Origin of the sequence: Pseudomonas sp. PA-1-3F, from assembly GCF_021609665.1 — a bacterium.
GTDB lineage: Bacteria > Pseudomonadota > Gammaproteobacteria > Pseudomonadales > Pseudomonadaceae > Aquipseudomonas > Aquipseudomonas paracarnis.
Genome location: NZ_WJZD01000009.1, coordinates 60,277 through 83,528, shown reverse-complemented (window position 1 = coordinate 83,528; position 23,252 = coordinate 60,277). Strand labels below are relative to the sequence as shown.

General features: G+C 60.6%; 24 protein-coding genes and 1 riboswitch. Of the genes, 13 read left to right on the top strand and 11 right to left on the bottom strand.

Translation table 11 applies throughout. From position 1 onward, the window contains the following. Positions 1–13 precede the first annotated feature (13 nt). Both madL and madM read left to right on the top strand, forming a co-directional pair. On the top strand, positions 14–406 hold the full coding sequence (gene madL / locus GIV26_RS08350; protein ID WP_032894763.1) for a malonate transporter subunit MadL: 393 nt from the start codon (positions 14–16) through the stop codon (positions 404–406). Positions 407–411: 5 nt separating this feature from the next. Next, complete coding sequence (gene madM, locus GIV26_RS08345; protein ID WP_003195023.1) at positions 412–1,176, top strand: malonate transporter subunit MadM; 765 nt, start codon at positions 412–414, stop codon at positions 1,174–1,176. Positions 1,177–1,300: 124 nt separating this feature from the next. Here the strand turns inward: madM and GIV26_RS08340 are convergent, their stop codons facing one another. Then, entirely contained in the window at positions 1,301–2,215 is a 915-nt protein-coding gene (locus tag GIV26_RS08340) for a LysR family transcriptional regulator (protein ID WP_014720307.1), read from the bottom strand. Positions 2,216–2,360: 145 nt separating this feature from the next. Here GIV26_RS08340 and trhA point away from each other — a divergent pair, with 145 nt between their 5' ends. Beyond that, positions 2,361–2,978 (top strand): PAQR family membrane homeostasis protein TrhA, encoded by a 618-nt coding sequence (gene trhA, locus GIV26_RS08335; protein WP_003195019.1) that lies wholly within the window; start codon positions 2,361–2,363, stop codon positions 2,976–2,978. Between the two features lie 31 nt (positions 2,979–3,009). Here the strand turns inward: trhA and GIV26_RS08330 are convergent, their stop codons facing one another. Next, positions 3,010–3,912: a LysR family transcriptional regulator gene (locus tag GIV26_RS08330; protein WP_034128925.1), complete on the bottom strand. Its 903-nt coding sequence runs from the start codon at positions 3,910–3,912 to the stop codon at positions 3,010–3,012. A gap of 107 nt (positions 3,913–4,019) precedes the next feature. Here GIV26_RS08330 and GIV26_RS08325 point away from each other — a divergent pair, with 107 nt between their 5' ends. Genes GIV26_RS08325 through GIV26_RS08315 form a run of 3 tightly spaced genes read left to right on the top strand, consistent with a single transcriptional unit; the run spans position 4,020 to position 6,550 of the window. Beyond that, positions 4,020–5,261: a D-amino acid dehydrogenase gene (locus GIV26_RS08325; protein ID WP_236280048.1), complete on the top strand. Its 1,242-nt coding sequence runs from the start codon at positions 4,020–4,022 to the stop codon at positions 5,259–5,261. A 10-nt stretch (positions 5,262–5,271) separates the two neighbouring features. Continuing rightward, complete coding sequence (locus GIV26_RS08320; protein WP_034128923.1) at positions 5,272–5,622, top strand: RidA family protein; 351 nt, start codon at positions 5,272–5,274, stop codon at positions 5,620–5,622. A 25-nt stretch (positions 5,623–5,647) separates the two neighbouring features. Then, a complete protein-coding gene (locus GIV26_RS08315) occupies positions 5,648–6,550 on the top strand; it encodes a transporter substrate-binding domain-containing protein (RefSeq protein ID WP_236280046.1) in 903 nt (300 codons plus the stop codon). A gap of 74 nt (positions 6,551–6,624) precedes the next feature. Here GIV26_RS08315 and GIV26_RS08310 read toward each other — a convergent pair whose 3' ends face one another. Further along, positions 6,625–7,344, bottom strand: a complete 720-nt coding sequence (locus tag GIV26_RS08310; RefSeq protein ID WP_054897560.1) for a 16S rRNA (uracil(1498)-N(3))-methyltransferase — start codon at positions 7,342–7,344, stop codon at positions 6,625–6,627. A gap of 137 nt (positions 7,345–7,481) precedes the next feature. Next, on the bottom strand, positions 7,482–8,888 hold the full coding sequence (locus GIV26_RS08305) for an adenosylmethionine--8-amino-7-oxononanoate transaminase (protein ID WP_034128920.1): 1,407 nt from the start codon (positions 8,886–8,888) through the stop codon (positions 7,482–7,484). Positions 8,889–9,160: 272 nt separating this feature from the next. On the opposite strand from GIV26_RS08305, the gene GIV26_RS08300 reads away from it, so the two are divergent. Together GIV26_RS08300 and GIV26_RS08295 are read left to right on the top strand one after the other, a co-directional pair. Beyond that, positions 9,161–9,712: a cytochrome b gene (locus GIV26_RS08300; protein WP_014720299.1), complete on the top strand. Its 552-nt coding sequence runs from the start codon at positions 9,161–9,163 to the stop codon at positions 9,710–9,712. A gap of 32 nt (positions 9,713–9,744) precedes the next feature. Next, the gene (locus GIV26_RS08295) at positions 9,745–10,344 is read left to right on the top strand and encodes a YceI family protein (protein WP_014720298.1); all 600 of its coding nucleotides are present in this window, start codon (positions 9,745–9,747) and stop codon (positions 10,342–10,344) included. A 142-nt stretch (positions 10,345–10,486) separates the two neighbouring features. On the opposite strand, the gene GIV26_RS08290 is transcribed toward GIV26_RS08295, so the two are convergent. The 5 genes from GIV26_RS08290 to ahcY all read right to left on the bottom strand — a co-directional run bounded on the left by GIV26_RS08290 (position 10,487) and on the right by ahcY (position 17,055). Continuing rightward, positions 10,487–12,370: a DEAD/DEAH box helicase gene (locus GIV26_RS08290; protein WP_034128919.1), complete on the bottom strand. Its 1,884-nt coding sequence runs from the start codon at positions 12,368–12,370 to the stop codon at positions 10,487–10,489. 222 nt (positions 12,371–12,592) lie between these two features. Next, positions 12,593–13,396, bottom strand: coding sequence for a substrate-binding periplasmic protein (locus tag GIV26_RS08285; RefSeq protein ID WP_236280044.1), 804 nt, complete (start codon positions 13,394–13,396; stop codon positions 12,593–12,595). A 63-nt stretch (positions 13,397–13,459) separates the two neighbouring features. After that, entirely contained in the window at positions 13,460–14,542 is a 1,083-nt protein-coding gene (locus GIV26_RS08280; RefSeq protein WP_236280042.1) for a hypothetical protein, read from the bottom strand. A 79-nt stretch (positions 14,543–14,621) separates the two neighbouring features. Further along, entirely contained in the window at positions 14,622–15,467 is an 846-nt protein-coding gene (gene metF, locus GIV26_RS08275) for a methylenetetrahydrofolate reductase [NAD(P)H] (RefSeq protein ID WP_034129073.1), read from the bottom strand. Positions 15,468–15,645: 178 nt separating this feature from the next. Continuing rightward, positions 15,646–17,055, bottom strand: coding sequence for an adenosylhomocysteinase (gene ahcY / locus GIV26_RS08270; protein ID WP_034128916.1), 1,410 nt, complete (start codon positions 17,053–17,055; stop codon positions 15,646–15,648). Positions 17,056–17,076: 21 nt separating this feature from the next. Next, positions 17,077–17,183: riboswitch (S-adenosyl-L-homocysteine riboswitch) on the bottom strand. Positions 17,184–17,381: 198 nt separating this feature from the next. On the opposite strand from ahcY, the gene GIV26_RS08265 reads away from it, so the two are divergent. Together GIV26_RS08265 and GIV26_RS08260 are read left to right on the top strand one after the other, a co-directional pair. After that, positions 17,382–17,786, top strand: coding sequence for an acyl-CoA thioesterase (locus tag GIV26_RS08265; protein ID WP_329610234.1), 405 nt, complete (start codon positions 17,382–17,384; stop codon positions 17,784–17,786). Between the two features lie 76 nt (positions 17,787–17,862). Beyond that, the gene (locus GIV26_RS08260) at positions 17,863–18,750 is read left to right on the top strand and encodes a formate/nitrite transporter family protein (RefSeq protein ID WP_034128914.1); all 888 of its coding nucleotides are present in this window, start codon (positions 17,863–17,865) and stop codon (positions 18,748–18,750) included. On the opposite strand, the gene GIV26_RS08255 is transcribed toward GIV26_RS08260, so the two are convergent. After that, positions 18,744–20,003 (bottom strand): cation:proton antiporter, encoded by a 1,260-nt coding sequence (locus GIV26_RS08255; protein WP_034128913.1) that lies wholly within the window; start codon positions 20,001–20,003, stop codon positions 18,744–18,746. The genes GIV26_RS08260 and GIV26_RS08255 overlap by 7 nt on opposite strands. Before the next feature lie 103 nt (positions 20,004–20,106). Between GIV26_RS08255 and GIV26_RS08250 the strand changes: the two genes are divergently transcribed. Then, positions 20,107–20,940: an EamA family transporter gene (locus tag GIV26_RS08250; RefSeq protein ID WP_205548365.1), complete on the top strand. Its 834-nt coding sequence runs from the start codon at positions 20,107–20,109 to the stop codon at positions 20,938–20,940. A gap of 29 nt (positions 20,941–20,969) precedes the next feature. Continuing rightward, a complete protein-coding gene (locus GIV26_RS08245; RefSeq protein WP_034128911.1) occupies positions 20,970–21,356 on the top strand; it encodes an MAPEG family protein in 387 nt (128 codons plus the stop codon). 124 nt (positions 21,357–21,480) lie between these two features. On the opposite strand, the gene mltA is transcribed toward GIV26_RS08245, so the two are convergent. Continuing rightward, a complete protein-coding gene (gene mltA / locus GIV26_RS08240; RefSeq protein WP_236280040.1) occupies positions 21,481–22,674 on the bottom strand; it encodes a murein transglycosylase A in 1,194 nt (397 codons plus the stop codon). 128 nt (positions 22,675–22,802) lie between these two features. Here mltA and GIV26_RS08235 point away from each other — a divergent pair, with 128 nt between their 5' ends. Next, entirely contained in the window at positions 22,803–23,252 is a 450-nt protein-coding gene (locus GIV26_RS08235; protein WP_236280038.1) for a c-type cytochrome, read from the top strand.

The following is a 23,252-nucleotide window of genomic DNA, read 5'->3' as shown; positions in this document are numbered from 1 at the left end:
GAGGACAACAACCATGATTATCTACGGTGTGGCTTTTTTGGCGTTCTGCACGCTGGCAGGGCTGTTTGTGGGTGAACTGCTGGGCAAGCTGTTGGGTATTCCGGCCAACGTCGGCGGGGTGGGTATTGCCATGCTGCTGTTAATTGGCCTGGGCAGCTACCTGAGCAAACGCGGCCTGTTTACCGGCAAGTCTGAGCAAGGCGTGAGTTTCTGGGCGGCGGTGTATATCCCGATTGTGGTGGCGATGGCTGCCCAGCAAAACGTGTATGGCGCCATCAGCGGTGGGCCTATGGCGATTCTGGCCGGGACCCTCGCCGTAGTGCTCGGCTTTGCTTTGGTACCCGTGCTGGTGCGTATCGGTAACCGCGAGCCGGTTGCTCCTGTTCCCACCAAAGAAGCCGGGTGATCGCCATGTACGAATCGATGATGAAAGTGATCACCGGCTACGGCTTGATCAGTGGTTTCGCCGTGATCGGCCTGACCATGTGGGTGTCTTATTGGATCTCCGATACCTTCACCAAGGGCCGCCTGCATGGTTCGGCCATTGCCATTCTGCTGGGGTTGGCGCTGTCGTATGTGGGCGGTGCGTTTACCGGTGGTTCCAAGGGCGTGGTGGATATTCCACTGTTGTCAGGCATCGGCCTGCTCGGTGGTGCGATGTTGCGGGACTTTGCCATTGTCGCCACGGCGTTTGGCGTGAGTGTCGATGAGCTCAAACGCGCCGGCTACGTGGGTGTACTGGCGCTGTTTGTCGGCGTGGGCTCGTCGTTCGTTGCCGGGGTAGGGGTGGCGATGGCGTTCGGGTACACCGATGCGGTGAGCCTCACCACCATTGGCGCCGGGGCCGTGACCTATATCGTCGGCCCGGTGACCGGCGCGGCGATTGGGGCCAGCTCCGAGGTGATGGCGCTGTCGATTGCCGCGGGGTTGATCAAGGCCATTCTGGTGATGGTGATGACGCCGTTCGTGGCGCCGCTGATCGGGCTGAACAACCCACGCAGCGCGGTGATCTTCGGTGGCTTGATGGGCACCTCCAGCGGCGTGGCGGGCGGCCTGGCGGCGACTGATCCGAAGCTGGTGCCTTATGGGTGTTTGACCGCGGCGTTCTATACGGCGCTGGGGTGTTTGTTGGGGCCGTCGTTGTTGTTTTTGCTGATGCGTGGGTTGGTGGGCTGATAGGGGATGATCGTTCCCACGCTCCGCGTGGGAACGCCTCTTGTGACGCTCTGCGTCACGGTCAAAAAGCGGACGCGGAGCGTCCTAAGCTGCGCTCCCACGCAGAGCGTGGGAGCGATCGTCCTCAGCTTTGGCGATTGGCATACATCCGACACTCCGCCAACAACGCCAGCAAGTTCGGATCGCGCTCCTTGGCTTTCAGGAACACCACACCGATCTGCTGTTGCAAACGATACCTGGGCTGCAACGGTATCAGCTTCACGCGGTTCTCATACACCGCTGCGATACGTCCTGGCAGCAGCGCATAACCCACCCCTGAACTGACCATGCTCAGCAAGGTGAAGATATCGTTCACCTGCATCGCCACCTTCGGCTCGAACCCGGCCTGATGGAACACCCGGTTGCCGTCCTGATGCGTGGCGAAGCCCTGGGTGAGGGTGATGAAGGTGGCATCGCGCACGTCGGCCAGGTCGATTTCCTGATCGCGGTCCAGGGGCGAATCGGCCGGGGTGGCGAGGAAGATGTCATCGCTGAACAGCGCGATCTGCTCGCAGTCGGGGTCGTGGGCGTGTTCGTCGAGGGAGATGAGGATCGCGTCCACTTCCATGTTCTTGAGCTTATAGAGCAGGTCGAAGTTGGAGCCCAGGATCAGGTCGATATTCAGTTCGCTGCGCCGGATTTTCAGGCCCATGATCAATTGCGGCACGGTCTTGACCGTCAGCGAATACAGCGAGCCGAGCTTGAAACGTTCGGCCGAGAACCCAGCGGCTTCGCGGGTCAGGCGCACGCTGTCGACCACATCAGCCACCAGTTTCTGCGCACGCTCTTCGAGCACGTAGGCGCTTTCCAGCGGGGTGAGGTTGCGCCCTTCGTGTTTGAACAGCGGGCAGCGCAGGGCACTTTCCAGGGAGTGAATGGCGCGGTGCACGCTGACATTGCTGGTTTGCAACTCGGCGGCGGCGCGGGCCAGGTTGCCGGTGCGCATGAACGCCAGGAAGATCTCCAGCTTCTTGAGGGTGAATTCTTCGTCGATCAGCATGGCCTTGGGCTCTTGTTCGATTGCACTCGATTGTGCCCGTAAACGCGGCTGTCGTCGCCGGAACGTCACGTGCCGCTTGCACTCTGATGCGCAAGGCTGGACGCTTGTCCGCTTGTTCTTGAGGGTTACGGGAGGTCAGTGACAGATGTACCACGGGGAACGATTCAACGCCTGGAGCCATTTGCTCGGTGCAGTCGCGGCCTGTATTGGCGCCGTGTGGATGTTGGTAGTGGCGAGCCTGGACGGCAGCCCCTGGAAGATCGTCAGCGTGGCGATTTATGGCTTTACCCTGATGGTGCTTTACAGCGCGTCGACGGTGTACCACAGCGTGCGAGGCCGGCGAAAAGCGATCATGCAGAAGGTCGATCACTTTTCCATTTACCTGTTGATAGCCGGCAGTTATACGCCATTCTGCCTGGTGACCCTGCGCGGGCCGTGGGGCTGGACGTTGTTCGGGATTGTGTGGGGGCTGGCGGTGATCGGCATCCTGCAGGAGATCAAGCCGCGTTCGGAGGCGCGGATTCTGTCCATCGTGATCTACGCGGTAATGGGCTGGATCGTACTGGTAGCGGTCAAGCCGCTGATGGCGGCGTTGGGTACGGCAGGGTTTATCTGGTTGGCGTCCGGTGGGGTGCTGTACACCGTAGGTATTATCTTTTTTGCCCTGGAGGATCGCTTGCGCCATTCCCACGGCATCTGGCATTTGTTTGTGATTGGCGGAAGCCTGCTGCATTTCGTGGCGATCATGCATTACGTGCTCTGATTGTGGGAGGGGGCAAGCCCGGCTCCCACACTTAAAGGCGTTCCAGTAGCACCTGGGCGCGGCGACCAAAAATCTCTAGCAACTTGGCCAGCATATGCGGTGGAGGTTCGTTGGCACGGGTCAGCGCGTAGAGGGTGATCGGCAGCGGCGGGGTGAGCGTTCGGATATGGGTGGTGGCCGTTGAAGCACCCAATGCTGTGAACGGATCGATCACGGTCAGGCCCGCGCCGGATTCGACCATCGCGCGGGCCAGTGAATAGGTCTGTACCGAGATCGTCACGCGTGGTGGCGGGTCGACGCTTTCCAGATAACTCTCCAGCTTGGCGGCCAGCGGGTCAGCGCTGGAGAGGCCGATCAAGGGCGCGCCGGCCAGTTCGGCCAACGGCAGGGGCTGATGCCGTTCGGCATCGGGCCAATAGCCTTTGGACGCCAATGCCACCAACACCCCGTTGGCCAATACTTGAGTGGTAAGCCCCGGATGCCCGGAAAAGTTGAGCGTCAGCGCCAGGTCGATCTCGCGCATCAACAGCTTTTGCACCAGCTCGTGGCTATGGTCACTGGACAGTTCACAGGCAATGTCCGGGTAATCGCGCTTCCATTCCAGGACCGCCGGCGGTAGCAGCGCCAGCGCCAGCGCCGGGATTGCGCCGATGCGAATGCTTTGTCCCGGTTCGCGGCGCAAACTTTTCGCCAGGCGCCGCACGCCTTGCAGGCTTGCGCTGACTTTCTCGACTTCGCGTTCCAGCGCCAGGGCTTCCGGGGTGGGTTGCAATTTACCCCGTACCCGCAGGAATAACGCAAAGCCCAACTGCAGCTCGGCGTGCTGCAGCACTTTGGTCACCGCCGGTTGCGAGACGTGCAGCAACTGCGCGGCGGCACTGATGGAGCCGGTCTGACGGATGGCCTGGAAGATTTCGATATGACGCAAGCGCATGGCGAGTCCCATAACCTTTGTTTATAGGTGAGCCATCTTTATTCATTGTCGGTGACCTGTCACCTGGCTCTACGCTGAGCGCTCTTAATCAACGGTTGGGGGCTGGGATGGCCAGGCAGGTTTGCATCATCGGCGGTGGGGTTATCGGCTTGGCCAGCGCTTATGCGTTGGTGCGGGCTGGCCATGAGGTCACGCTGATCGATGCCTGTGGCACCTTGGGCAGCGAAACCAGTTTTGCCAACGGTGGGCAACTGTCCTATCGCTATGTTGCGCCACTGGCCGACGCGGGCGTGCCCTTGCAGGCAATCGGGTGGTTGCTGCGGGGCGACTCGCCCTTGAAGTTGCGACCCCGCCTCGACCCACAGCAATGGCGCTGGATGGCGGCCTTTATCGGCGCTTGCCGAGGTTCGGTCAACACGCGTAACGGTGCCCATCTTCTGCGCCTGGCTACCCTGAGTCAGAGCACGTTACAGCAGTGGCGCGAGGATGATCGCCTGGGCGGCTTCGACTGGCGGCGCAACGGCAAGCTGGTGATGTTTCGCAGTACCAGCACCTTCGAACATGCCCGCGCCAAGGTCACAAATTTCCTGCAGCAACAGGTGTTGTCGTCTGTTGAGTGCGCTCGCCTGGAGCCCGCACTGGCGGCCGGTGGCTTTGTCGGCGGCATCTACACGCCGAACGAGGAAGTGGGGGATTGTCACGCTTTTTGCCGGCAATTGGCGGCCCGGCTTGAGGCGTCGGGGCGCTGCAGGTTCTTGCTCGGGCGCAAGGTCACCGGGCTGCGCCATGCTGGCGGTGCGGTGCAGGCCATCGAACTGGGTGATGAGGTGATGCCAGTCGAGCAACTGGTCCTGGCGGCCGGTTATCGCAGCGCTGAGTTGGCACTGCCGGGGCTGTCACTGCCCTTATACCCGCTCAAGGGCTACAGCTTGAGCGCGCCGATTGGCCCGCAACACAAGGCGCCGAATGTGAGCATCACCGACTACGACCGCAAGATCGTCTACGCGCGCCTCGGCGAGCAACTACGGGTCGCGGCCATGGTGGATATTGTGGGATTCGATGCCGGCCTTGAGCCTTCGCGCCTGGCGTTGATAAAGCGCCAGGCAGTAGAGACATTTCCCCATGCAGCTGACTACGTACACGCGCTCGAATGGGCTGGCATGCGCCCGGCCACGCCAACGGGCGTGCCGCTGATTGGCGCCAGTCGCTATCGCAACCTGTGGCTGAACCTGGGCCACGGCGCGCTTGGCTTTACCCTGGCCTGCGGCAGCGGCCAATTGCTGGCCGAATTGATCGACCAGCGCACCCCTTCCATTGATATGCAGGGCCTGACGCCCCGCGCCGCTTGAGGATGCAGCCATGACCATTACCCGAATCAACAGCAACGAACGACTCAGCGGTGCCGTGACGTTCAAGGAACTGGTGTTCCTGTCGGGCCAGGTGCCGGGCGACGGCCTGGATGTGGCCACCCAGACCCGGGAAGTGCTGGCCAGGATTGATACGCTGTTGGCCGAGGCGGGCAGCGATAAGGACCACTTGCTCAACGCGACGATTTACCTGAAGGACATCGCTGCCGGTTTTACGCCGATGAATGAAGTCTGGTCCGCATGGCTCTCGCCAGGCATGGCGCCCACGCGCACTACCTTGCAAGCAGAGCTGGCGCGGCCGAGTGTGCTGGTGGAAATCAGCGTGATTGCAGTACGTAAATAACCTCAAAGACCAACGGAGAATAACAATGAAAAAGATCCTGTTGACCGGCTGCACCCTGGGCCTTTTGTGGGGCGCGCAGGCGCATGCAACCGAAGCGCCTCTGGCGGGCACTTTGAGCAAGATCGCCAGCGCCAAGTCCATCACCCTGGGCTACCGCGATGCGTCGGTGCCGTTTTCCTACGTGGGGGATAGCAGTGGTAAACCGATGGGCTACTCGGTGGACCTGGCAAGCAAGATTGTCGAGCGTATTCAGCAGAAAACTGCAGTGGGCGACCTCAAGGTGAAGTACAACCTGGTGACGTCCCAAACCCGCATCCCGCTGGTGCAGAACGGCACTGTCGACCTGGAGTGCGGCTCCACCGGCGTGACGGCTGAGCGGCAGAAGCAGGTGGCATTCTCCTACGGGTTTATCTACGTAAAGGGCCAGTTGCTCACGGCCAAGGACAGCGGAATCAAAGGCTTTGCCGACCTTGCGGGCAAGAATGTGGTGACCACTGCCGGCACCACCAATGAACGCTTTCTCAAAAGTTATAACGCTGAACACAAAGCCAATATGTTCGTGATCAGCGCCAAGGACCATGGTGAAGCGTTCAAGATGCTCGAGACTGGCCGCGCGGTAGCGTTCTATATGGACGACGCGTTGCTCTACGGCGAGCGCGCCAAGGCCAAGGACCCGCATCACTGGATGGTCGTCGGCGAGGAGCAGTCGCGGGAGATCTACAGCTGCATGGTGCGCAAGGATGACCCGCAGTTTCTGGCTGTGGTCAACGAAACCCTGGGCGATCTGTACCGCTCGGGAGAGATCAACGGGATTTACCAGCGCTGGTTCGAGCAGCCGATTCCGCCCAAGGGCTTGAACCTGGAGTTCCCGATGACCCGCGAGTTGAAAGCGATCATCGCCAAGCCGGTGAGTGACCCAGTGGAGTAAGCATTGGGTAACCCGATAAAACTGTGGGAGCAGGCAAGCCAGCTCCCACAGTTGATTGGGTTTACAGGGTGAGGTTAGAAGTCGCCCCAGAGTTGTTGGGCGACGGAGAGTGCGACGACGGGCGCGGTCTCGGTACGCAACACCCGCGGGCCGAGGCGAGCGGCGTGGTAGCCGGCGCCCTGGGCGGTCTCGACTTCATTATCGGTGAGCCCACCCTCGGGGCCGATCAAGAACGCCAGGCTCGATGGCTTGGCGTGGCTGATCATCGGTTCTGCCACCGGGTGCAGCACCAGCTTCAAATCCGCCTCGGTTTGCTTGAGCCAGTCTGCCAGCAAGAGCGGGGGGTGAATCACCGGCACCGTTGAGCGCCCACATTGCTCGCACGCGCTGATTGCCACCTGGCGCCAGTGCAGCAAGCGCTTGTCGGCGCGTTCGTCTTTGAGGCGCACTTCGCAGCGCTCGCTGAAGATCGGTGTGATGGCATTGACGCCCAGTTCAGTGGCCTTCTGGATCGCCCAATCCATGCGCTCGCCCCGGGACAGGCCCTGGCCGAGGTGAATATGCAGGGGCGATTCGGCCTGGCCGGCAAAGCTATCCGTGAGTTGCACGGTGACGCGTTTTTTACCGACTTCCAGCAAGGTGCCACGAAACTCCTGGCCGGAGCCGTCGAACAATTGCACGGCATCGCCTTCACTCATGCGCAGCACACGGCTGATGTAATGCGCCTGGGCTTCGGGCAGTTCGTGGTCACCGAGACTCAGCGGGGTGTCGGTGAAAAAGCGGGACAGTCTCATGTCTGTTCTCTGAAGAGGTTGTTTATGTAGGAGCGAGGGGAACGCCTAGTTCTTGCTCGCGAAAAATGTACATCCGACGCAGCGGTGCGCCTGGAATGCCTTCGCGAGCAAGCTCGCTCCTACAAGGATTTCGGCAATCAACCCGGATCACGGAAGCCCGGGTGAAAATCTTTGGGCACCGCCACACTGACCTTGCTGTTGGTGGCGATATCTATCCCCTCGCTGGCCACCTCGGCCAGAAAGTCGATCTGCTCCGGGGTAATCACATACGGCGGCAGGAAATACACCACGCTGCCCAGTGGCCGCAACAGCGCCCCGCGCTCCAGCGCGTGCTCGAAGACCTTCAGGCCACGGCGCTCCTGCCACGGGTAGGCGGCCTTGGTGGCTTTGTCCTGCACCATCTCGATGGCCAGCACCATGCCGGTCTGGCGCACTTCGGACACGTGAGGATGGTCGACCAAGTGCGCGGTGGCGGTCGCCATACGCTGGGCCAGGGCCTTGTTGTTTTCGATGACGTTGTCTTCTTCAAAGATATCCAGCGTCGCCAACGCCGCCGCACAGGCCAGCGGGTTGCCTGTGTAGCTGTGGGAGTGCAGGAAGGCACGCAGGGTCGGGTAGTCGTCGTAGAAGGCGCTGTAGACCTCTTCGGTGGTGACCACGGCGGCCAGTGGCAGGTAACCGCCGGTGAGCGCCTTGGACAGGCACAGGAAGTCCGGGCGGATGCCGGCCTGTTCACAGGCGAACATGCTGCCGGTGCGGCCAAAGCCCACGGCGATCTCGTCGTGGATCAAGTGCACGCCATAGCGGTCGCAGGCTTCGCGCAGCAGCTTGAGGTACACGGGGTGGTACATGCGCATGCCACCGGCACCCTGGATCAGCGGCTCGACGATCACGGCAGCGACGGTGTCGTGATGCTCGGCCAGGGTCTGCTCCATCGCCAGGAACATGTTGCGCGAGTGTTCTTCCCAGCTCATGCCTTCGGGGCGCAGGTAGCAGTCCGGGCTCGGCACCTTGATAGTGTCGAGCAGCAACGCCTTGTAGGTCTCGGTAAACAGCGGCACGTCGCCCACCGACATCGCGGCGATGGTTTCGCCGTGGTAGCTGTTGGTGAGGGTGACGAAGCGCTTTTTGTTCGGCTGGCCGCGGTTGAGCCAGTAGTGGAAGCTCATCTTCAGCGCCACTTCGATGCAGGACGAACCGTTATCGGCGTAGAAGCAGCGGGTCAGCCCTTCGGGCGTCATCGCGACCAGGCGTTCGGACAGCTCGATCACCGGTTGATGGCTGAAACCGGCGAGGATCACGTGCTCCAGCTGATCGACCTGATCCTTGATACGCTGGTTGATCCGTGGGTTGGCGTGGCCGAATACGTTGACCCACCAGGAACTGACGGCATCGAGGTAGCGCTTGCCTTCGAAGTCTTCCAGCCATACGCCTTCACCGCGCTTGATGGGCACCAGGGGCAATTGCTGGTGGTCTTTCATCTGGGTGCAGGGATGCCACAGCACCGCGAGGTCGCGTTGCATCCACTGGTTATTCAAGCCCATCGGTGATCTCCTCGAAGCGGTCCTGCGGCGGGCGCAGGCGAAACAATCGCGCAAGCCTATGCAATGGTGGCTTGGGTCACAAGCCATTGTGGGGAAATTCGCGGTAAATGCAGGACGGTCTGTCACGTTTCCCAGGGATAGTCTTAATCCCTTGTTAATTTATGATGCCTAGCCTCGTTATCGTATTTTTCGATATTTCAAAGCAAAATTTTCCGCTTTAATTCGATAGGTAAAGCGCTAGTCTTGGGCACAGTTCTTACGGGATTAAGTACATGCAGCTACGTAATTCGCCGGCCCGCTATGGTTGGGTCAGCATGGTTCTGCACTGGGGTGTAGCCCTTGTGGTGTTCGGTTTATTTGCCTTGGGCTTGTGGATGGTCGGACTCGATTACTACAGCGCCTGGCGCAAAGATGCGCCCGACTTGCACAAGAGCATTGGCATCACGCTGTTCGCCATCATGCTGGTACGGATCGTCTGGCGCCTGGTCAGCCCGCCGCCTCCGCCGCTGGCCAGCTATAGCCGCATGACGCGGATCGGTGCCGCATTTGGGCACGCGTTCCTTTATGTCGGGCTGTTTGCCGTGATGATTGCCGGTTACCTGATTTCCACCGCAGACGGTGTCGGTATCCCGGTGTTTGGCCTGTTTGAAATTCCTGCCGTGGTTTCCGGTCTACCGGACCAGGCAGATACCGCCGGTTGGGTGCATCTGTACCTGGCCTGGGTGCTGGTGGTTTTCGCCGGCTTGCACGGTGTGGCGGCACTGAAACACCATTTTATCGATCGTGATGCGACCCTTGCGCGAATGCTGGGACGCAAAGCCTGATGTTCAACCTCGACTCACAAGGAATAGAAAGCATGTTGAAAAAAACACTCGCTGCGCTGGCAATCGGTTCTGCCCTCCTGTCCGCAGGTTCGGCGATGGCCGCTGACTACGTGATCGACAAGGAAGGCCAGCACGCCTTCGTCGATTTCAAAATCAGCCACCTGGGTTACAGCTACATCACCGGTACCTTCAAGGACCTGGATGGCAAGTTCAGCTTTGACGCCGCCAAGCCCGAAGACGCCAAGATTGAAGTCAACGTGCGTACTGCCAGCGTGTTCTCCAACCACGCCGAGCGCGACAAGCACGTCAACAGCAAGGACTTCCTGGAGTCGGGCAAATTCCCTGATGCCAAGTTCGTTTCCACCAGCGTCAAGCCAACTGGCAAAAATGCTGATGGCAAGCTGACTGCTGATGTGACCGGGGACCTGACCTTCCACGGCGTGACCAAGCCGATCCTGGTCAAAGCCACGTTCCTGGGCGAAGGCAAGGATCCATGGGGCGGCTACCGTGCCGGCTTCGAAGGCACCACCAACATCAGCCGCAAGGAATTCAACAAAGACGGCATGGACGTAGGTCCACAGTCTGACAACGTGCAGTTGTACATCACGTTTGAAGGTGTGAAAGCGAAGTAATGCTTCGTATGTAGGAGCGAGCTTGCTCGCGAGGGCCGCAAGGACACCGCGTTAAACCAGGATGCCCGCGTTATCGTTGACGACCTTCGCGAGCTAGCTCCTACAGGCAAAAAAAACCCGTATCTCACGATACGGGTTTTTTTTATGCTTCGCGGTTGCGAGTCAGCAGCGCTGGTTTCTCACCACGAGGGCGGCCTGGCAGTTGATCCAACTGCTCAGGTGTCGGGAAGCGATCCGCTTTCGACTCCTTGTGGATGATCTTCGGCGCCGGGCCACCCCGTGGGTTTTGTACTGCAGGCTCGGACGAGCGAGGCTGATCGTCACGGGCAGGGCGGCGGTTGTTGCTGCGTGAATCTTCGCGACGGGCCTGGCCGTCACGCGGTGCGCCATTGCGCGGGCCGCTGCGCTTGGCAGGCGGGGTACCGGTGGTGCCGCCGCTGCTGTTGCGCGGGGCGTTCTGGCGACCGCCCTGTGGCTGGCCGCTACGTGGAGCGCCTGTGCCCTGGGCAGGAGCCCCTGGACGACGGCCACGGCCCTGGGCCGGTTTGGCCTGGGGCACGTAGTCGACGCGGTTACCGAAGTTATCGATATCGTCGTCAAGGAACTCGTCCGGGGCGCGGTCGGCCGCGGCGCGTGGCGGCTGGCTCGGCTGGCGCTGTTCGCGGGCCGGGGTGCCTTCACGGGGCTTCTGCTCACGGGCCGGGCGTTCGCCACGGCTGCTGGTCGCGGATTTTTCCTTGCCCTTGTCCTTGCCTTTGTCGCGACGACCACCGCCACCACCGCCGCCGTTCGGGCCATCGCCCTTCGGACCCCGTGGGTTGCGAGGGTTGCGCACATCCGGACGCTCGCGCGCTTCTGGCTTCTCGGCCTCCACGGCGCTGGCATCGAAGCCCATCAGGTCGCCATCGGCGATTTTCTGCTTGGTCATGCGCTCGATGCTTTTCAGCAGTTTTTCTTCGTCCGGCGCGACCAGCGAAATGGCCTCGCCCGAACGACCGGCACGGCCCGTACGGCCGATACGGTGCACATAGTCTTCATCGACGTTTGGCAGCTCGAAGTTGACCACGTGTGGTAACTGGTCGATATCCAGGCCGCGTGCGGCGATATCGGTGGCCACCAGGATACGCACGCTGCCGGCCTTGAAGTCGGCCAGGGCTTTGGTGCGCGCGTTCTGGCTCTTGTTGCCGTGGATGGCGACGGCGGTGAGGCCGTGCTTGTCCAGGTACTCGGCCAGGCGGTTGGCGCCGTGCTTGGTGCGGGTGAATACCAGCACCTGTTCCCAGGCACCCTGGGTGATCAGGTGCGCGAGCAGCGAGCGCTTGTGGCTGGCGGCAAGGCGGAACACGCGTTGCTCGATACGCTCGACCGTGGTGTTGGGCGGCGTGACTTCGATGCGCTCCGGGTTGTGCAGCAGCTTGCCGGCCAGGGCGGTGATGTCGTTGGAGAACGTTGCCGAGAACAGCAGGTTCTGACGTTTGGCCGGCAGGCGGGCGAGGACCTTTTTCACGTCATGGACAAAGCCCATGTCGAGCATGCGGTCGGCTTCGTCCAGCACGAGGATTTCCACGTGGGACAAATCGACGCTGCCTTGGCCGCACAGGTCGAGCAAGCGACCCGGGCAGGCCACCAGTACATCGACGCCACGGGACATGGCCTGAACCTGAGGGTTCATGCCGACGCCGCCGAAGATGCAGGCGCTGACGAACTTCAAGTCGCGGGCATACAGCTTGAAGCTGTCGTGCACCTGAGCGGCGAGTTCGCGGGTTGGGGTCAGGACCAGTACACGCGGTTGGCGCGGGCCGTGACGTTGGGATTTGTCCGGGTGACCGTTGGGAAACAACCGCTCCAGGATCGGGAGGGCGAAACCGCCGGTTTTACCAGTACCTGTCTGAGCCGCGACCATCAGGTCGCGACCTTGCAACACGGCGGGAATGGCCCGCTGTTGCACCGGAGTAGGCTCGGTATAGCCCGCTGCCTCGATGGCGCGGACTAAAGCCTCGGAGAGACCGAGGGAAGCAAAGGACATGAGTAATCCTGTTTTAGTTAGGGCTTGGCCCAAAGGGATAATCTTGCCGGGCGTGAATGGCGCTTAGGGGAGCGCAACCCCGTCCGGTCCTGCTGCGTCTGGCGGGCACTCCACCGGCTCGCGCGGGCTGCAAAGCTGCGCAGTAGCTGGGTTGGGTGCCGTTTTCAAGACCCGAGCGGCCGGGCGTAAGCCTGGCGGAAAGGCCGCAGTATAACAGAGCAATCACTGCGCGCTGCTTTCCTGCTGCTCAACGGCGTGTTCGGGGGCTGGTATGGGTGCCGTTTGCTCGTGCATCCGGCCATATTTGGCGCTCAATGTGGCATAGGCGGGCTCTTGCTTGAAGCGCTTGAGCTCGGCGGCAAAGCGTTGCACCAGCAAGTCCATGCCTGCGCCACGGCGTACCGCAAGAAATTGCTGCTGGCGGCTGACCACCACCGATGCCTGGCTGACTTTACCTTCCAGGCCCAGGGCCTTGAGCACGTGGTGCCCCACGCGCCGGTCAGTCACCACCATATCGACGCGCCCCAGCATGAGTTTGCCAAAGTTGGCTTCATGGCTGGGGGCGGGTTCGCGCTGGAAGGTGTTGGACTTACTGAACGCGTCGCCATAAAGGTAGCCAGGGGAAACGCCAACGGTCAGGCCGCGCAGGTCGTCGAGCGTGGCGGCGGGGTGAGGGCGTTCGTTGGCATAGAACAAGACAAATTCGACTTCCGACAACGGCTCGCTGGGATAGAGCAGCAACGCGTCGCGCTCCTGGCTGTGAAAGATATCCAGCGCGCCGTCGGCGTGGCCCTGCTCGAGCATCGCCAGGCAGCGCTTCCAAGGGAGGAACTGCCATTGCACATCCACCCCCAGGCGCTGGAACACGATCAGGGTGGTTTCATAATCCAGGCCGGCCATGGTGCCGTTGTCTTCGTAGACATAGGGCGCCCAGGGTTCGGTGACAATGCGCAGTTTCTCGCCATGAGCGGCCAGGCTCAGGCAAGAAAACAGCACAGCGGTCAACAGCTTGAAGAGGACGGGCATACCCTGAGGTTACGACGCTCCCCGAAGAAAGAGAAGCTCTGGCACGCGCATTGGCGGGCGGTCTTACTTCGCGGGAGCGTTCAGCAGGTGTTCGTGGATCGCGGCCCGGCGCTCACCCAGAATCAAACGCACCACGGGGTTGGCGAACCAGTGTTCCAACTGGTGGGCATCAATCGGGCGCTTCTGGCGTTCTTCCTGGTTTTGTCGGGCCTTGTCCCACCAAACCGGGCCGCACGCCTGGTCGAACTCGTTTTCGTGTTCGTAGCAGCCGTAGAGAATCTCGCGGATGAACTGTTGCTGATGCTTGGGCAGCAGCAGGGTGATCAGCTTGTACATCAAACGCTGCAAACGCGGCGGGCGCGGCAGGTGCGAGGAGACTTGGCGCGTATCGGCCAGGGCTTGCACACTGGTGGGCGCGCTGGCGTGCTTGGCGATCCACGCCTTGACCTTGGCCCGGAACAGCTGTTTGCGGCTCCAGTAATGGTGGATCAGGTCCGGGCACTCGCGCACCTTGAGGGTACGGTAGGCGGCGATGGACAGGCAGAACTCTTCCAGGGTGTAGGCGCCCTGGGCGTGGGGGAACAGTTCATCCATCAACTCGATGGAGTGGTCGAGGATGTGCGCATCCTGTTGGGTCAGGCCCATGACGCCGGAGTTGAGGGTCATCATGTCATCGTCGGCCACGCCCATGTCCAGCAGGCGCTGGCGCAGGGCGGTGTAGAGGATGCTCTCGTGATTGTCGCCGTACTTGGTGTAGAAAGCGTTGCACAGCAGGGTGCCGGGCTGTACGCGTTCGAACAGGGCCATGGGCGAATGATGGAAGAAAGTGTCGGTGTCGATGAGCAGTGCTACCTGGGATTCTTGCAGCACCTGGCGCAGCACCACGTGTTTGGTACGAAAGTGATAGCCGTGGGGCTCGCTCCAGCGTTTGCGGGTGGCCTCGTCCAGCGGGCGGACGCGCACCGGCAGCAAGCGATAGGGTTCGGGGTTGTCGCTGAATACCTGAATGTCGATGTTCGCGTCCGGCGTGTCCTGCAGGAATGCCAGTGCGCTGGCGATGCTGAATACGGCTTCCTGATGGTAGGTGTCGGCGCCGAAGACCAGGTAGACCAGTTGCGGGCGGGACGTCGAGGGCACTGTATTCATGGACTGCGGGGTTCCGTGGGTAACGTAAAACGACAAAGGCCCTCGTCAGAACGAGGGCCTTGGTACAACTGGTCAAGCGTTAACGTGGCAGCTTGAGGTTGTTCCAGATGGCAAGGCTGGGTTCAGCCTGGTTCAGGGTATAGAAATGCAACCCTGGTGCACCACCTTGCAACAATTGCTCACACATCTCGGTGATGACCTGCTCGCCGAACGCCTGGATGCTTTTGACGTCATCGCCATAGGCTTCCAGTTGCTTGCGCACCCAGCGCGGGATCTCTGCGCCGCAGGCGTCGGAGAAGCGCGCCAGCTTGCTGTAATTGGTGATCGGCATGATGCCCGGCACGATCGGGATGTTCACGCCCATCGCCCGTACACGCTCGACGAAGTAGAAGTAGCTGTCGGCGTTAAAGAAATACTGGGTGATTGCACTGTCGGCGCCGGCATTGGCCTTGCGCACGAAGTTCTGCAAATCGTCTTCGAAATTGCGCGCCTGGGGGTGCATCTCCGGGTAAGCGGCTACTTCGACATGGAAGTGATCGCCACTTTCTTCGCGGATGAAGCTCACCAGGTCGTTGGCGTAGCGCAGCTCACCGCTGGCCATGCCCATACCTGATGGCAGGTCGCCACGCAGGGCAACGATGCGCTTGATGCCGGCGGCTTTGTATTGGGTCAGCAGGCTACGCAGGTCGGCCTTGCTGTCGCCCACGCAGGACAAATGCGGAGCGGCGGGAACTTTGACTTCACTTTCAAGCTGCAACACGGTGTTGATTGTGCGATCACGGGTCGAACCGCCAGCGCCGTAGGTGCAGGAGAAGAAGTCAGGGCTGAAGCTGGCCAACTGCTTGGCAGTCGCCATCAGTTTTTCATGCCCAGCATCGGTCTTGGTCGGGAAGAACTCGAAGCTGTAGCGACGGTCTTGGGACATGGTCATACCCTTGGAAACTCGAAAGCCTGGAAGGCATACGCAATCGATGCGGGTGCCTGGCTTTCTGTGGGAGCTGGCTTGCCTGCGATAGCATCAGCTCGGTGTTACTGGAACACCGAGGCGTCTGCATCGCGGGCAAGCCCGGCTCCCACAGAAGAGCCGGCGCCAGCAAGGCCGATCAGTAGCGGTAAGCGTGCGGCTTGAACGGGCCTTCAACCGTCACGCCGATGTAGTCGGCCTGGGTCTTGGTCAGTTGAGTCACCACACCGCCGAAGCCGCGGACCATTTCCAGGGCCACTTCTTCGTCGAGTTTCTTCGGCAGTACTTCCACAGTCAGGCGCTCGGCTTTCTGGGCTGGCGACAGGTCGGCGTACTTCTGTTCGAACAGGAAGATCTGCGCCAGCACCTGGTTGGCGAACGAGCCATCCATGATGCGGCTTGGGTGACCAGTGGCGTTGCCCAGGTTCACCAGGCGGCCTTCGGCCAGCAGGATCAGGTAGTCATCATTCTGTGGGTCGAAATCACCAGCGCCGGTACGGTGAACCTTGTGTACCTGCGGCTTCACTTCTTCCCATGCCCAGTTCTTGCGCATGAAAGCGGTGTCGATCTCGTTGTCGAAGTGACCGATGTTGCAGACAACGGCGCGCTTCTTCAGGGCCTTGAGCATGTTCGCATCGCACACATTCACGTTACCGGTGGTGGTGACGATCAGGTCGATCTTGCCCAGCAGGGCTTTGTCGATGCTGGCTTCGGTGCCGTCGTTCTGGCCGTTGATGAACGGCGAAACTACTTCGAAACCGTCCATGCAGGCTTGCATGGCGCAGATCGGGTCGACTTCGGAGACCTTGACGATCATGCCTTCCTGACGCAGGGACTGGGACGAACCCTTGCCCACGTCACCGTAGCCGATCACCAGGGCTTGCTTGCCCGACAGCAGGTGGTCGGTGCCGCGCTTGATCGCATCGTTCAGGCTGTGACGGCAGCCGTACTTGTTGTCGTTCTTGCTCTTGGTCACCGAGTCGTTGACGTTGATGGCCGGGATTTTCAGCTCGCCCTTGGCCAGCATGTCCAGCAGGCGGTGTACGCCGGTGGTGGTCTCTTCGGTCACGCCGTGGACGCGGTCGAGGATCTGCGGGTATTTCTTGTGCAGCAACTCGGTGAGGTCGCCGCCGTCGTCAAGGATCATGTTGGCATCCCAAGGCGCGCCATCTTTGAGGATGGTTTGCTCCAGGCACCACTCGTACTCTTCTTCGGTCTCGCCTTTCCAGGCGAATACCGGGATACCGGCAGCAGCGATAGCGGCAGCGGCCTGGTCTTGAGTCGAGAAGATATTGCAGGACGACCAACGCACTTCGGCACCCAGAGCAACCAGGGTTTCGATCAGCACGGCAGTCTGGATGGTCATGTGGATGCAGCCGAGAATCTTGGCGCCCTTGAGCGGCTGCTCAGCGGCGTACTTGCGGCGCAGGCCCATCAGGGCTGGCATTTCGGATTCGGCGATAAAGGTTTCGCGACGGCCCCAGGCAGCAAGGGACATGTCGGCGACTTTGTAGTCGTTGAAATCTGCAGGCGTCATTACAGCGCTCATAGAGAGCCTCCATTCGTAGTGTGCGAATGGGCGCCGTTGTGCGTTTAGTATCAGGCCAGGGCAACCAGGCCGGACAACGCCCCATCCGAGCCTGACAGGTTGAACCTGCTGCAGCGCCCCTCGGACAGGTGGCGGGAGAACGGTATCAATCAAAGATGACCGTTTTGAAGCGGAGGCGATTATAGCCGTGTAAGCGGCACTTCCCAAGCCTTTCTGTCGGCGGCATGAAGATCGTTCATGGGCTTGATAGCTAATGGCTCATAGAGCTTGGGTCCTTGCTCTGCCATGATGTTGCCTATCATTTGGCAAGACGCTTTGGAGTGACCATGAACTTCCACACCCGCAAATGGGTAAAACCCGAAGACCTCAACCCCAACGGCACACTGTTCGGCGGCAGCCTGTTGCGCTGGATCGACGAAGAAGCGGCCATCTACGCCATTGTCCAACTCGGCAACCAGCGCGTGGTCACCAAGTACATCTCGGAAATCAACTTTGTCAGCGCCTCGCGCCAGGGCGACATCATCGAGCTGGGGATCACGGCCACCGAGTTTGGTCGTACCTCTATTACCCTGACCTGTGAAGTGCGTAACAAGATCACGCGCAAAAGCATCCTGACGGTAGAAAAAATGGTCTTCGTCAACCTCGGCGAAGACGGTTTGCCATCGCCTCACGGCCGTACAGAGATCAAGTACGTCAAGGATCAGTTCCAGGAAGACGGCCTCAGCGAGTAATCCCGCGCAGGACCAGTGAACGCTCTTCATCAACCATAGGTCGTACCTGAACATCGCCCCCCGTTCAGGTATCACCATGGCTACGCAAGAAGACGGCAAGACCCCCAACCTGTCCCAGGAAGAGCAGCAGGACGTCGACAAGAACCAGCCGCCCCGCGCAGCGGTATTGCACGAAATCATTCGTACCCAGGGCGACCAGGAGCTGGAGCGCAGTGTCGCCGCGTTGTGGTGGTCGGCCTTGGCAGCCGGGCTGACCATGGGTTTGTCACTGATGGCCATGGGGCTGCTCAATTCACGCCTGCCTGAGGGCGAAGCCTTCAAGGTAATTGCCAGCTTCGGCTACTGCGCGGGCTTCCTCGCGGTGATCCTGGCACGCCAGCAACTGTTTACCGAAAACACCCTGACCGCCGTGCTACCGGTGATGAGCAAGCCAACCCTGGCGAATGCCGGGCGTCTGTTGCGGCTGTGGTCAGTGGTGCTGGTGGGCAACCTGTGTGGCACCTTGCTGGTGGCATACGTGATGCTGCACCTGCCGATCTTCGATACCAAGACCGACCTGGCCTTCCTCGAGATCGGGCGCAAGGTCATGGAGAACGACCCCGCGCAGATGTTCGCCAAGGGCATCGTCTCCGGTTGGATGATCGCCACCATGGTCTGGATGATCCCGTCGATGGAGAGTGCCAAGCTGTGGATCATCATTCTGATCACCTACTTCATGGCTCTGGGTGACTTCACCCATATCGTCGTCGGTTCAGCCGAAGTGTCCTACCTGGTATTTGCCGGCGAGTTGCCATGGAAGGATTTCTGGCTGGTCTTCGCCGGGCCGACCCTGGCCGGCAACATCATCGGCGGCAGTTTCATCTTCGCGTTGATCAGCCATGCGCAGGTTCGCAGCGAAAGCAGCCTGCCAGGTAAAAAGGCTGCGGACCCGAGGCATCCGCAGCAGATCAACAAGGATCAGTGATGCTCAGGCGTGGCCTGGGGTTCGTCCCGGGTCACGTGCTTGACCAGCTTGCCGATGCTCAACCCCTGCAACAGGATCGAAGACAGCACCACGATGTAGGTGATGCTCAGCAACAAGTCACGCTCCGGGCCCAGAGGCAGGGCCAAGGCCAGTGCCACCGAAACGCCGCCGCGCAAGCCGCCCCAGGTAAGGATACGGATAGTGCCGCGCGGTACCGTGCGCCAACGGCGCAGCAACAGGATCGCCGGGGCCACGGTCAGCAGGCGCGAGAGCAGGATCGCCACTGCCAGCAGGCTGGCCGCGAACACATGCAGCCAGTTGAATGGCAGTAGCAGCAGCTCCATGCCGATCAGCGCAAACAGCAAGGCATTGAGCATGTCATCGAGCAGTTCCCAGAAACCATCCAGGTAGCGACGCGTCATGTCGTTCATCGCCAGTTTGCGCCCCAGGTTGCCGATGATCAGCCCCGCGACCACCATCGCAATCGGTGCGGACACATGCAGCTCCGAGGCCATGGCCGAGCCGCCGATCACCAGGGCGAGGGTCAGCATGACTTCGATCTGGTGCTGTTCGATGCTCTTAATCATCAGGTACACGAGATAGCCGATCAGCCCGCCAAACAGCACGCCGCCAATGGCTTCGTGGGCAAACAGCATGGCCGTGGCGCTCACGGTGGGCGTCTCACCCAACTGCGCGATACCCAGCAGCACGGTAAACACCACCACGGCGGTGCCGTCATTGAACAGCGACTCGCCGACGATGGTGGTTTTCAGCGGTTTGGAGGCATTGGCGGTCCGTAGCACGCCGAGCACCGCAATGGGATCGGTAGGGGATATCAGGGCACCGAACAGCAGGCAGTAAAGGAAACTCACGTGCCAGCCAAACAGGGCGAAGATGTAGTACGCCAGGCTGCCGATGACCACGGTGGCGATCAATACGCCAAAGGTTGCCAGCAGGCCGATGGGCCAGCGGTAGCTGCGCAAGTCGTTCAAGTTGACGTGCAAGGCGCCGGCGAACAGCAGGAACGACAGCATCCAGTTCATCAGCAAATCGCCGAAGTCGATCTGGCCGATCAACTGCTGGATACGTTCTTCCAGGCCTGGGTAGCCGAGCACGCTCAGGCCTTGCAGGATCAGCGAGAACAACAGTGCGGTGACCATCACGCCAATGGTGGGCGGCAGGCCGATAAAGCGGAAGTTCACATAAGTGAGCAGGGTGGTGAGGCAGATGAAGGCGGCGACAAGTTCAAGCATCCGGGGTCCTTGGAGCAGGGAAATATAGGCGCACGGGGTGCGTCGAATCGGTAGTTAGTATAAACAGGTGCTGTTACATGACGTATCAATTAAGGAGGTTCTGGTGGGAGCGACAGCCCTGGTGCTGGTAGCGGCGCTGTTGCATGCGACGTGGAACACCTTGATCAAGTTCAGCGGCGAGCGCCTTTTAGTCATTGCCTGCATGGACAGTGTGGCGCTGCTGTTCGTGGTATTCGCGGTGGGCTTCGTGTCCTGGCCGCCGCTGGACATCTGGCCGTGGATCATTGCTTCTGCGTTGTTTGAGTTGCTCTATCGCTATTTGTTGATCCAGGCCTATCGGGTGGGTGACCTGGGCCTGGTGTATCCGTTGATGCGCGGTTTGTCGCCGCTGGTGGTGCTGGTGCTGACCCTGGTGTTTGCCGGCGAAGTATTGAATACCCAGCAGATTCTGGGGATTCTGCTGATTCCGTTCGGCATGGTGTGCCTGCTGTGGCAGGGCGGCGGCGGTGACCGGTTGCCCTGGTCGATGCTACCGGTGGTGGTATTGATTGGTCTGTGCATCGGCTGCTACACCTTTCTGGACGGGCAGGCGCTGCGGCGCTGGTCGCATCCGCTGGATTATCTGGTGTGGCTGACGCTGATCAGCGCCTGGCCGTTTCCGTTGCTGGCGCTGGTGCGCAAGCGTGCGGCCTTCAGCCTGTTCTGGCGCACCCAGTGGCGGTTGGGCTTGAGCGTGGGGCTGTGCGTGTTGTTGAGCTACGCTTTGGTACTTTGGGCCATGCAGTTGGGCTCGATTGCCGAAGCCGCCGCGCTGCGCGAAGTCAGTGTGATTCTGGTGGTGCTGTTCGGCATGCGTTACTTGAAAGAACCTTTTGGCCGTCCACGGCTCATAGCCTGTGGGTTGGTGTTGATTGGCATGTTGGTGATGAAACTCTAACCGTCGGATAAAACTAAAAGGAATCGGTGATGACAGTCGCTTTATGGTGTGTATTGATCGCAATCTTTCTGCCGTACATTTGCACTGGTGTGGCCAAGTTCAGCACAGGCAAGTTCGGGCCACGGGATAACCACGACCCGCGTGCCTTCCTCGATAGCCTGGAAGGCGTCGCCAAGCGTGCTCATAGCGCGCAACTCAACAGTTTCGAAGTGACCCCGGCGTTTGCCGCTGCAGTCATCATTGCGCACCTGGCCGGCAACGCCGAACTGGTGACGATCAACGTGCTGGCAGTGCTGTTTATCACCAGCCGCCTGCTGTACATCATTTGCTACCTGGCGGACTGGGCGATCTTGCGTTCGCTGGTGTGGGCCGTGGGTATGGCGTTGATTGCGAGTTTCTTCTTCGTTTCGATGTAAGGGGTGTTGTAGGAGCGAGCTTGCTCGCGAAGAACGTCAACGATAACGCGTGCTTCCTGAGTAAGCGCGGCGCCTGTGCGTTTTTCGCGAGCAAGCTCGCTCCTAAAAAAAGCGCCAGTGATTGTCAGGTTCCGGCAGGCGCATCCGGCACCTGGGGCAACGCCGCGCCTTTGGGCCACAGCATCCAGATCTGCCCTTGCTGTTTCATATTCCCCGCCAACTCGCCTGCGGCATTGCCTGTGCCCCAGAACAGATCTGCGCGCACTTCTCCGGTGATTGCGCCGCCGGTATCCTGCGCGGCGACAGGGCGTGCCAGTGGCGTGCCGTCTGGTTTGGTGGTCGACAACCACAACAGGCTGCCCAGCGGAATTACCTTGCGATCCACTGCCACGCTGTAGCCGGCGGTCAATGGCACGTTCAGCGAACCGCGTGGGCCTTCGTTGCTGTCGGGGCGGGCACTGAAGAATACGTAGCTGGGGTTGCTCGCCAGCAGTTCTGGAATGCGCTGCGGGTGGGCCTTGGCCCAGGCGCTGATGGCGCCCATGGTCACGTCTTCTTTTTTCAGTTCGCCTTGTTCCACCAGCCAACGGCCAATAGGGCGGTACGGGTAGCCGTTCTGGTCGCCGTAACCCACACGCAGTTGACGCCCGCCGGCCAGTTGAATACGCCCCGAGCCCTGGATTTGCAGGAACTGCAGGTCCATCGGGTCGGTCAGCCAGGCGATCGGCTTGGCGGTGGAGCCTTGGCTGTTGAGAGTGCTGGCGTCGTCATACGGCTTGAGCACACGGCCTTCCAGGCGCCCGCGCAGGCGCTTGCCCTTGAGCTCCGGATAGATGCTGTCGAGGTTGACGACAATCAGGTCGTCCGGCACGCCGTATACCGGCACGTGGGCGGTGGCGGTCTTGGTCAGGCTGCCGGGGTAGACCGGCTCGTAATAACCCGTGATCAAGCCGTTTGGCGTGTTGTTGGCCGAACGCAGGCCGAAGACGTCCAGGTGTTCCTTGAGAAAGCTACGAACCGCTACGGCATCGCCCGGTACGCTGGCCGCTGTCGCGCAGGTCGGGCCCCAGACCGGGTCGGCCTTGAGGCGCTGGCAGGCGCTGCGCCAGGATTCAAACCCGGCGAGCAAGTCGCTGTCGGAAACGCTCGGCAGGGCTTCCCACGGTGCGCTCACATAGGTGGCAACGGCGTGAGGTTTGGTTGGCTCCTGGGCAACTTCTTTATCGGTGTCTTTACCGGCATCGCAGCCGGCCAGTAGCGCGAACATTGGCAGAGCCCAAGCCAGGCGGCGGCCCCAGGGTTTGAAGGTGACATTCATGCAAGCAATTCCTGAAACGATTGCCCGCGCTTCACTGCATCCGGGCAACCTTATTATTAATAGGGCTATTGGTCTTTGTGGGCGGTGCGAGGATACTGGCCGCCGTTTCCCGTGACCTTGAAGCCATGATGATGTTAAAAAAACTGACCGTTGTATTGCTGGCCTGCCTGGCTTTGTCTGCCTGTGGCGGTGTTGATCCCAATTCCCCCCTGGGCCAGCGCAAGGCGATCTTCAAGCAGATGCTCAAGACCGGTGAAGACCTGGGCGGCATGCTGCGCGGACGTATCCAATTTGATGGCGCCAAGTTCGCCGAGGGTGCGGTCAAGCTGGATGCGTTGTCCCATGAACCGTGGAAACATTTCCCGAGCGTACGCGAAGAAGACCACACCAGTGCCAAAGATGATGTGTGGCAAAAACAGGCGCAGTTCCAGCAACTGGCCCGCGAACTTGAGGCGGCCACCGGTGAATTGGTGATCGCCAGCCAGGTGCAACCTTATAAAGCCAGTAGCCTTCAACCTGCGGTGCAAAAAGTTGAAGATGCCTGTAGCGCCTGCCATAAACAGTTCCGCGATCATTGA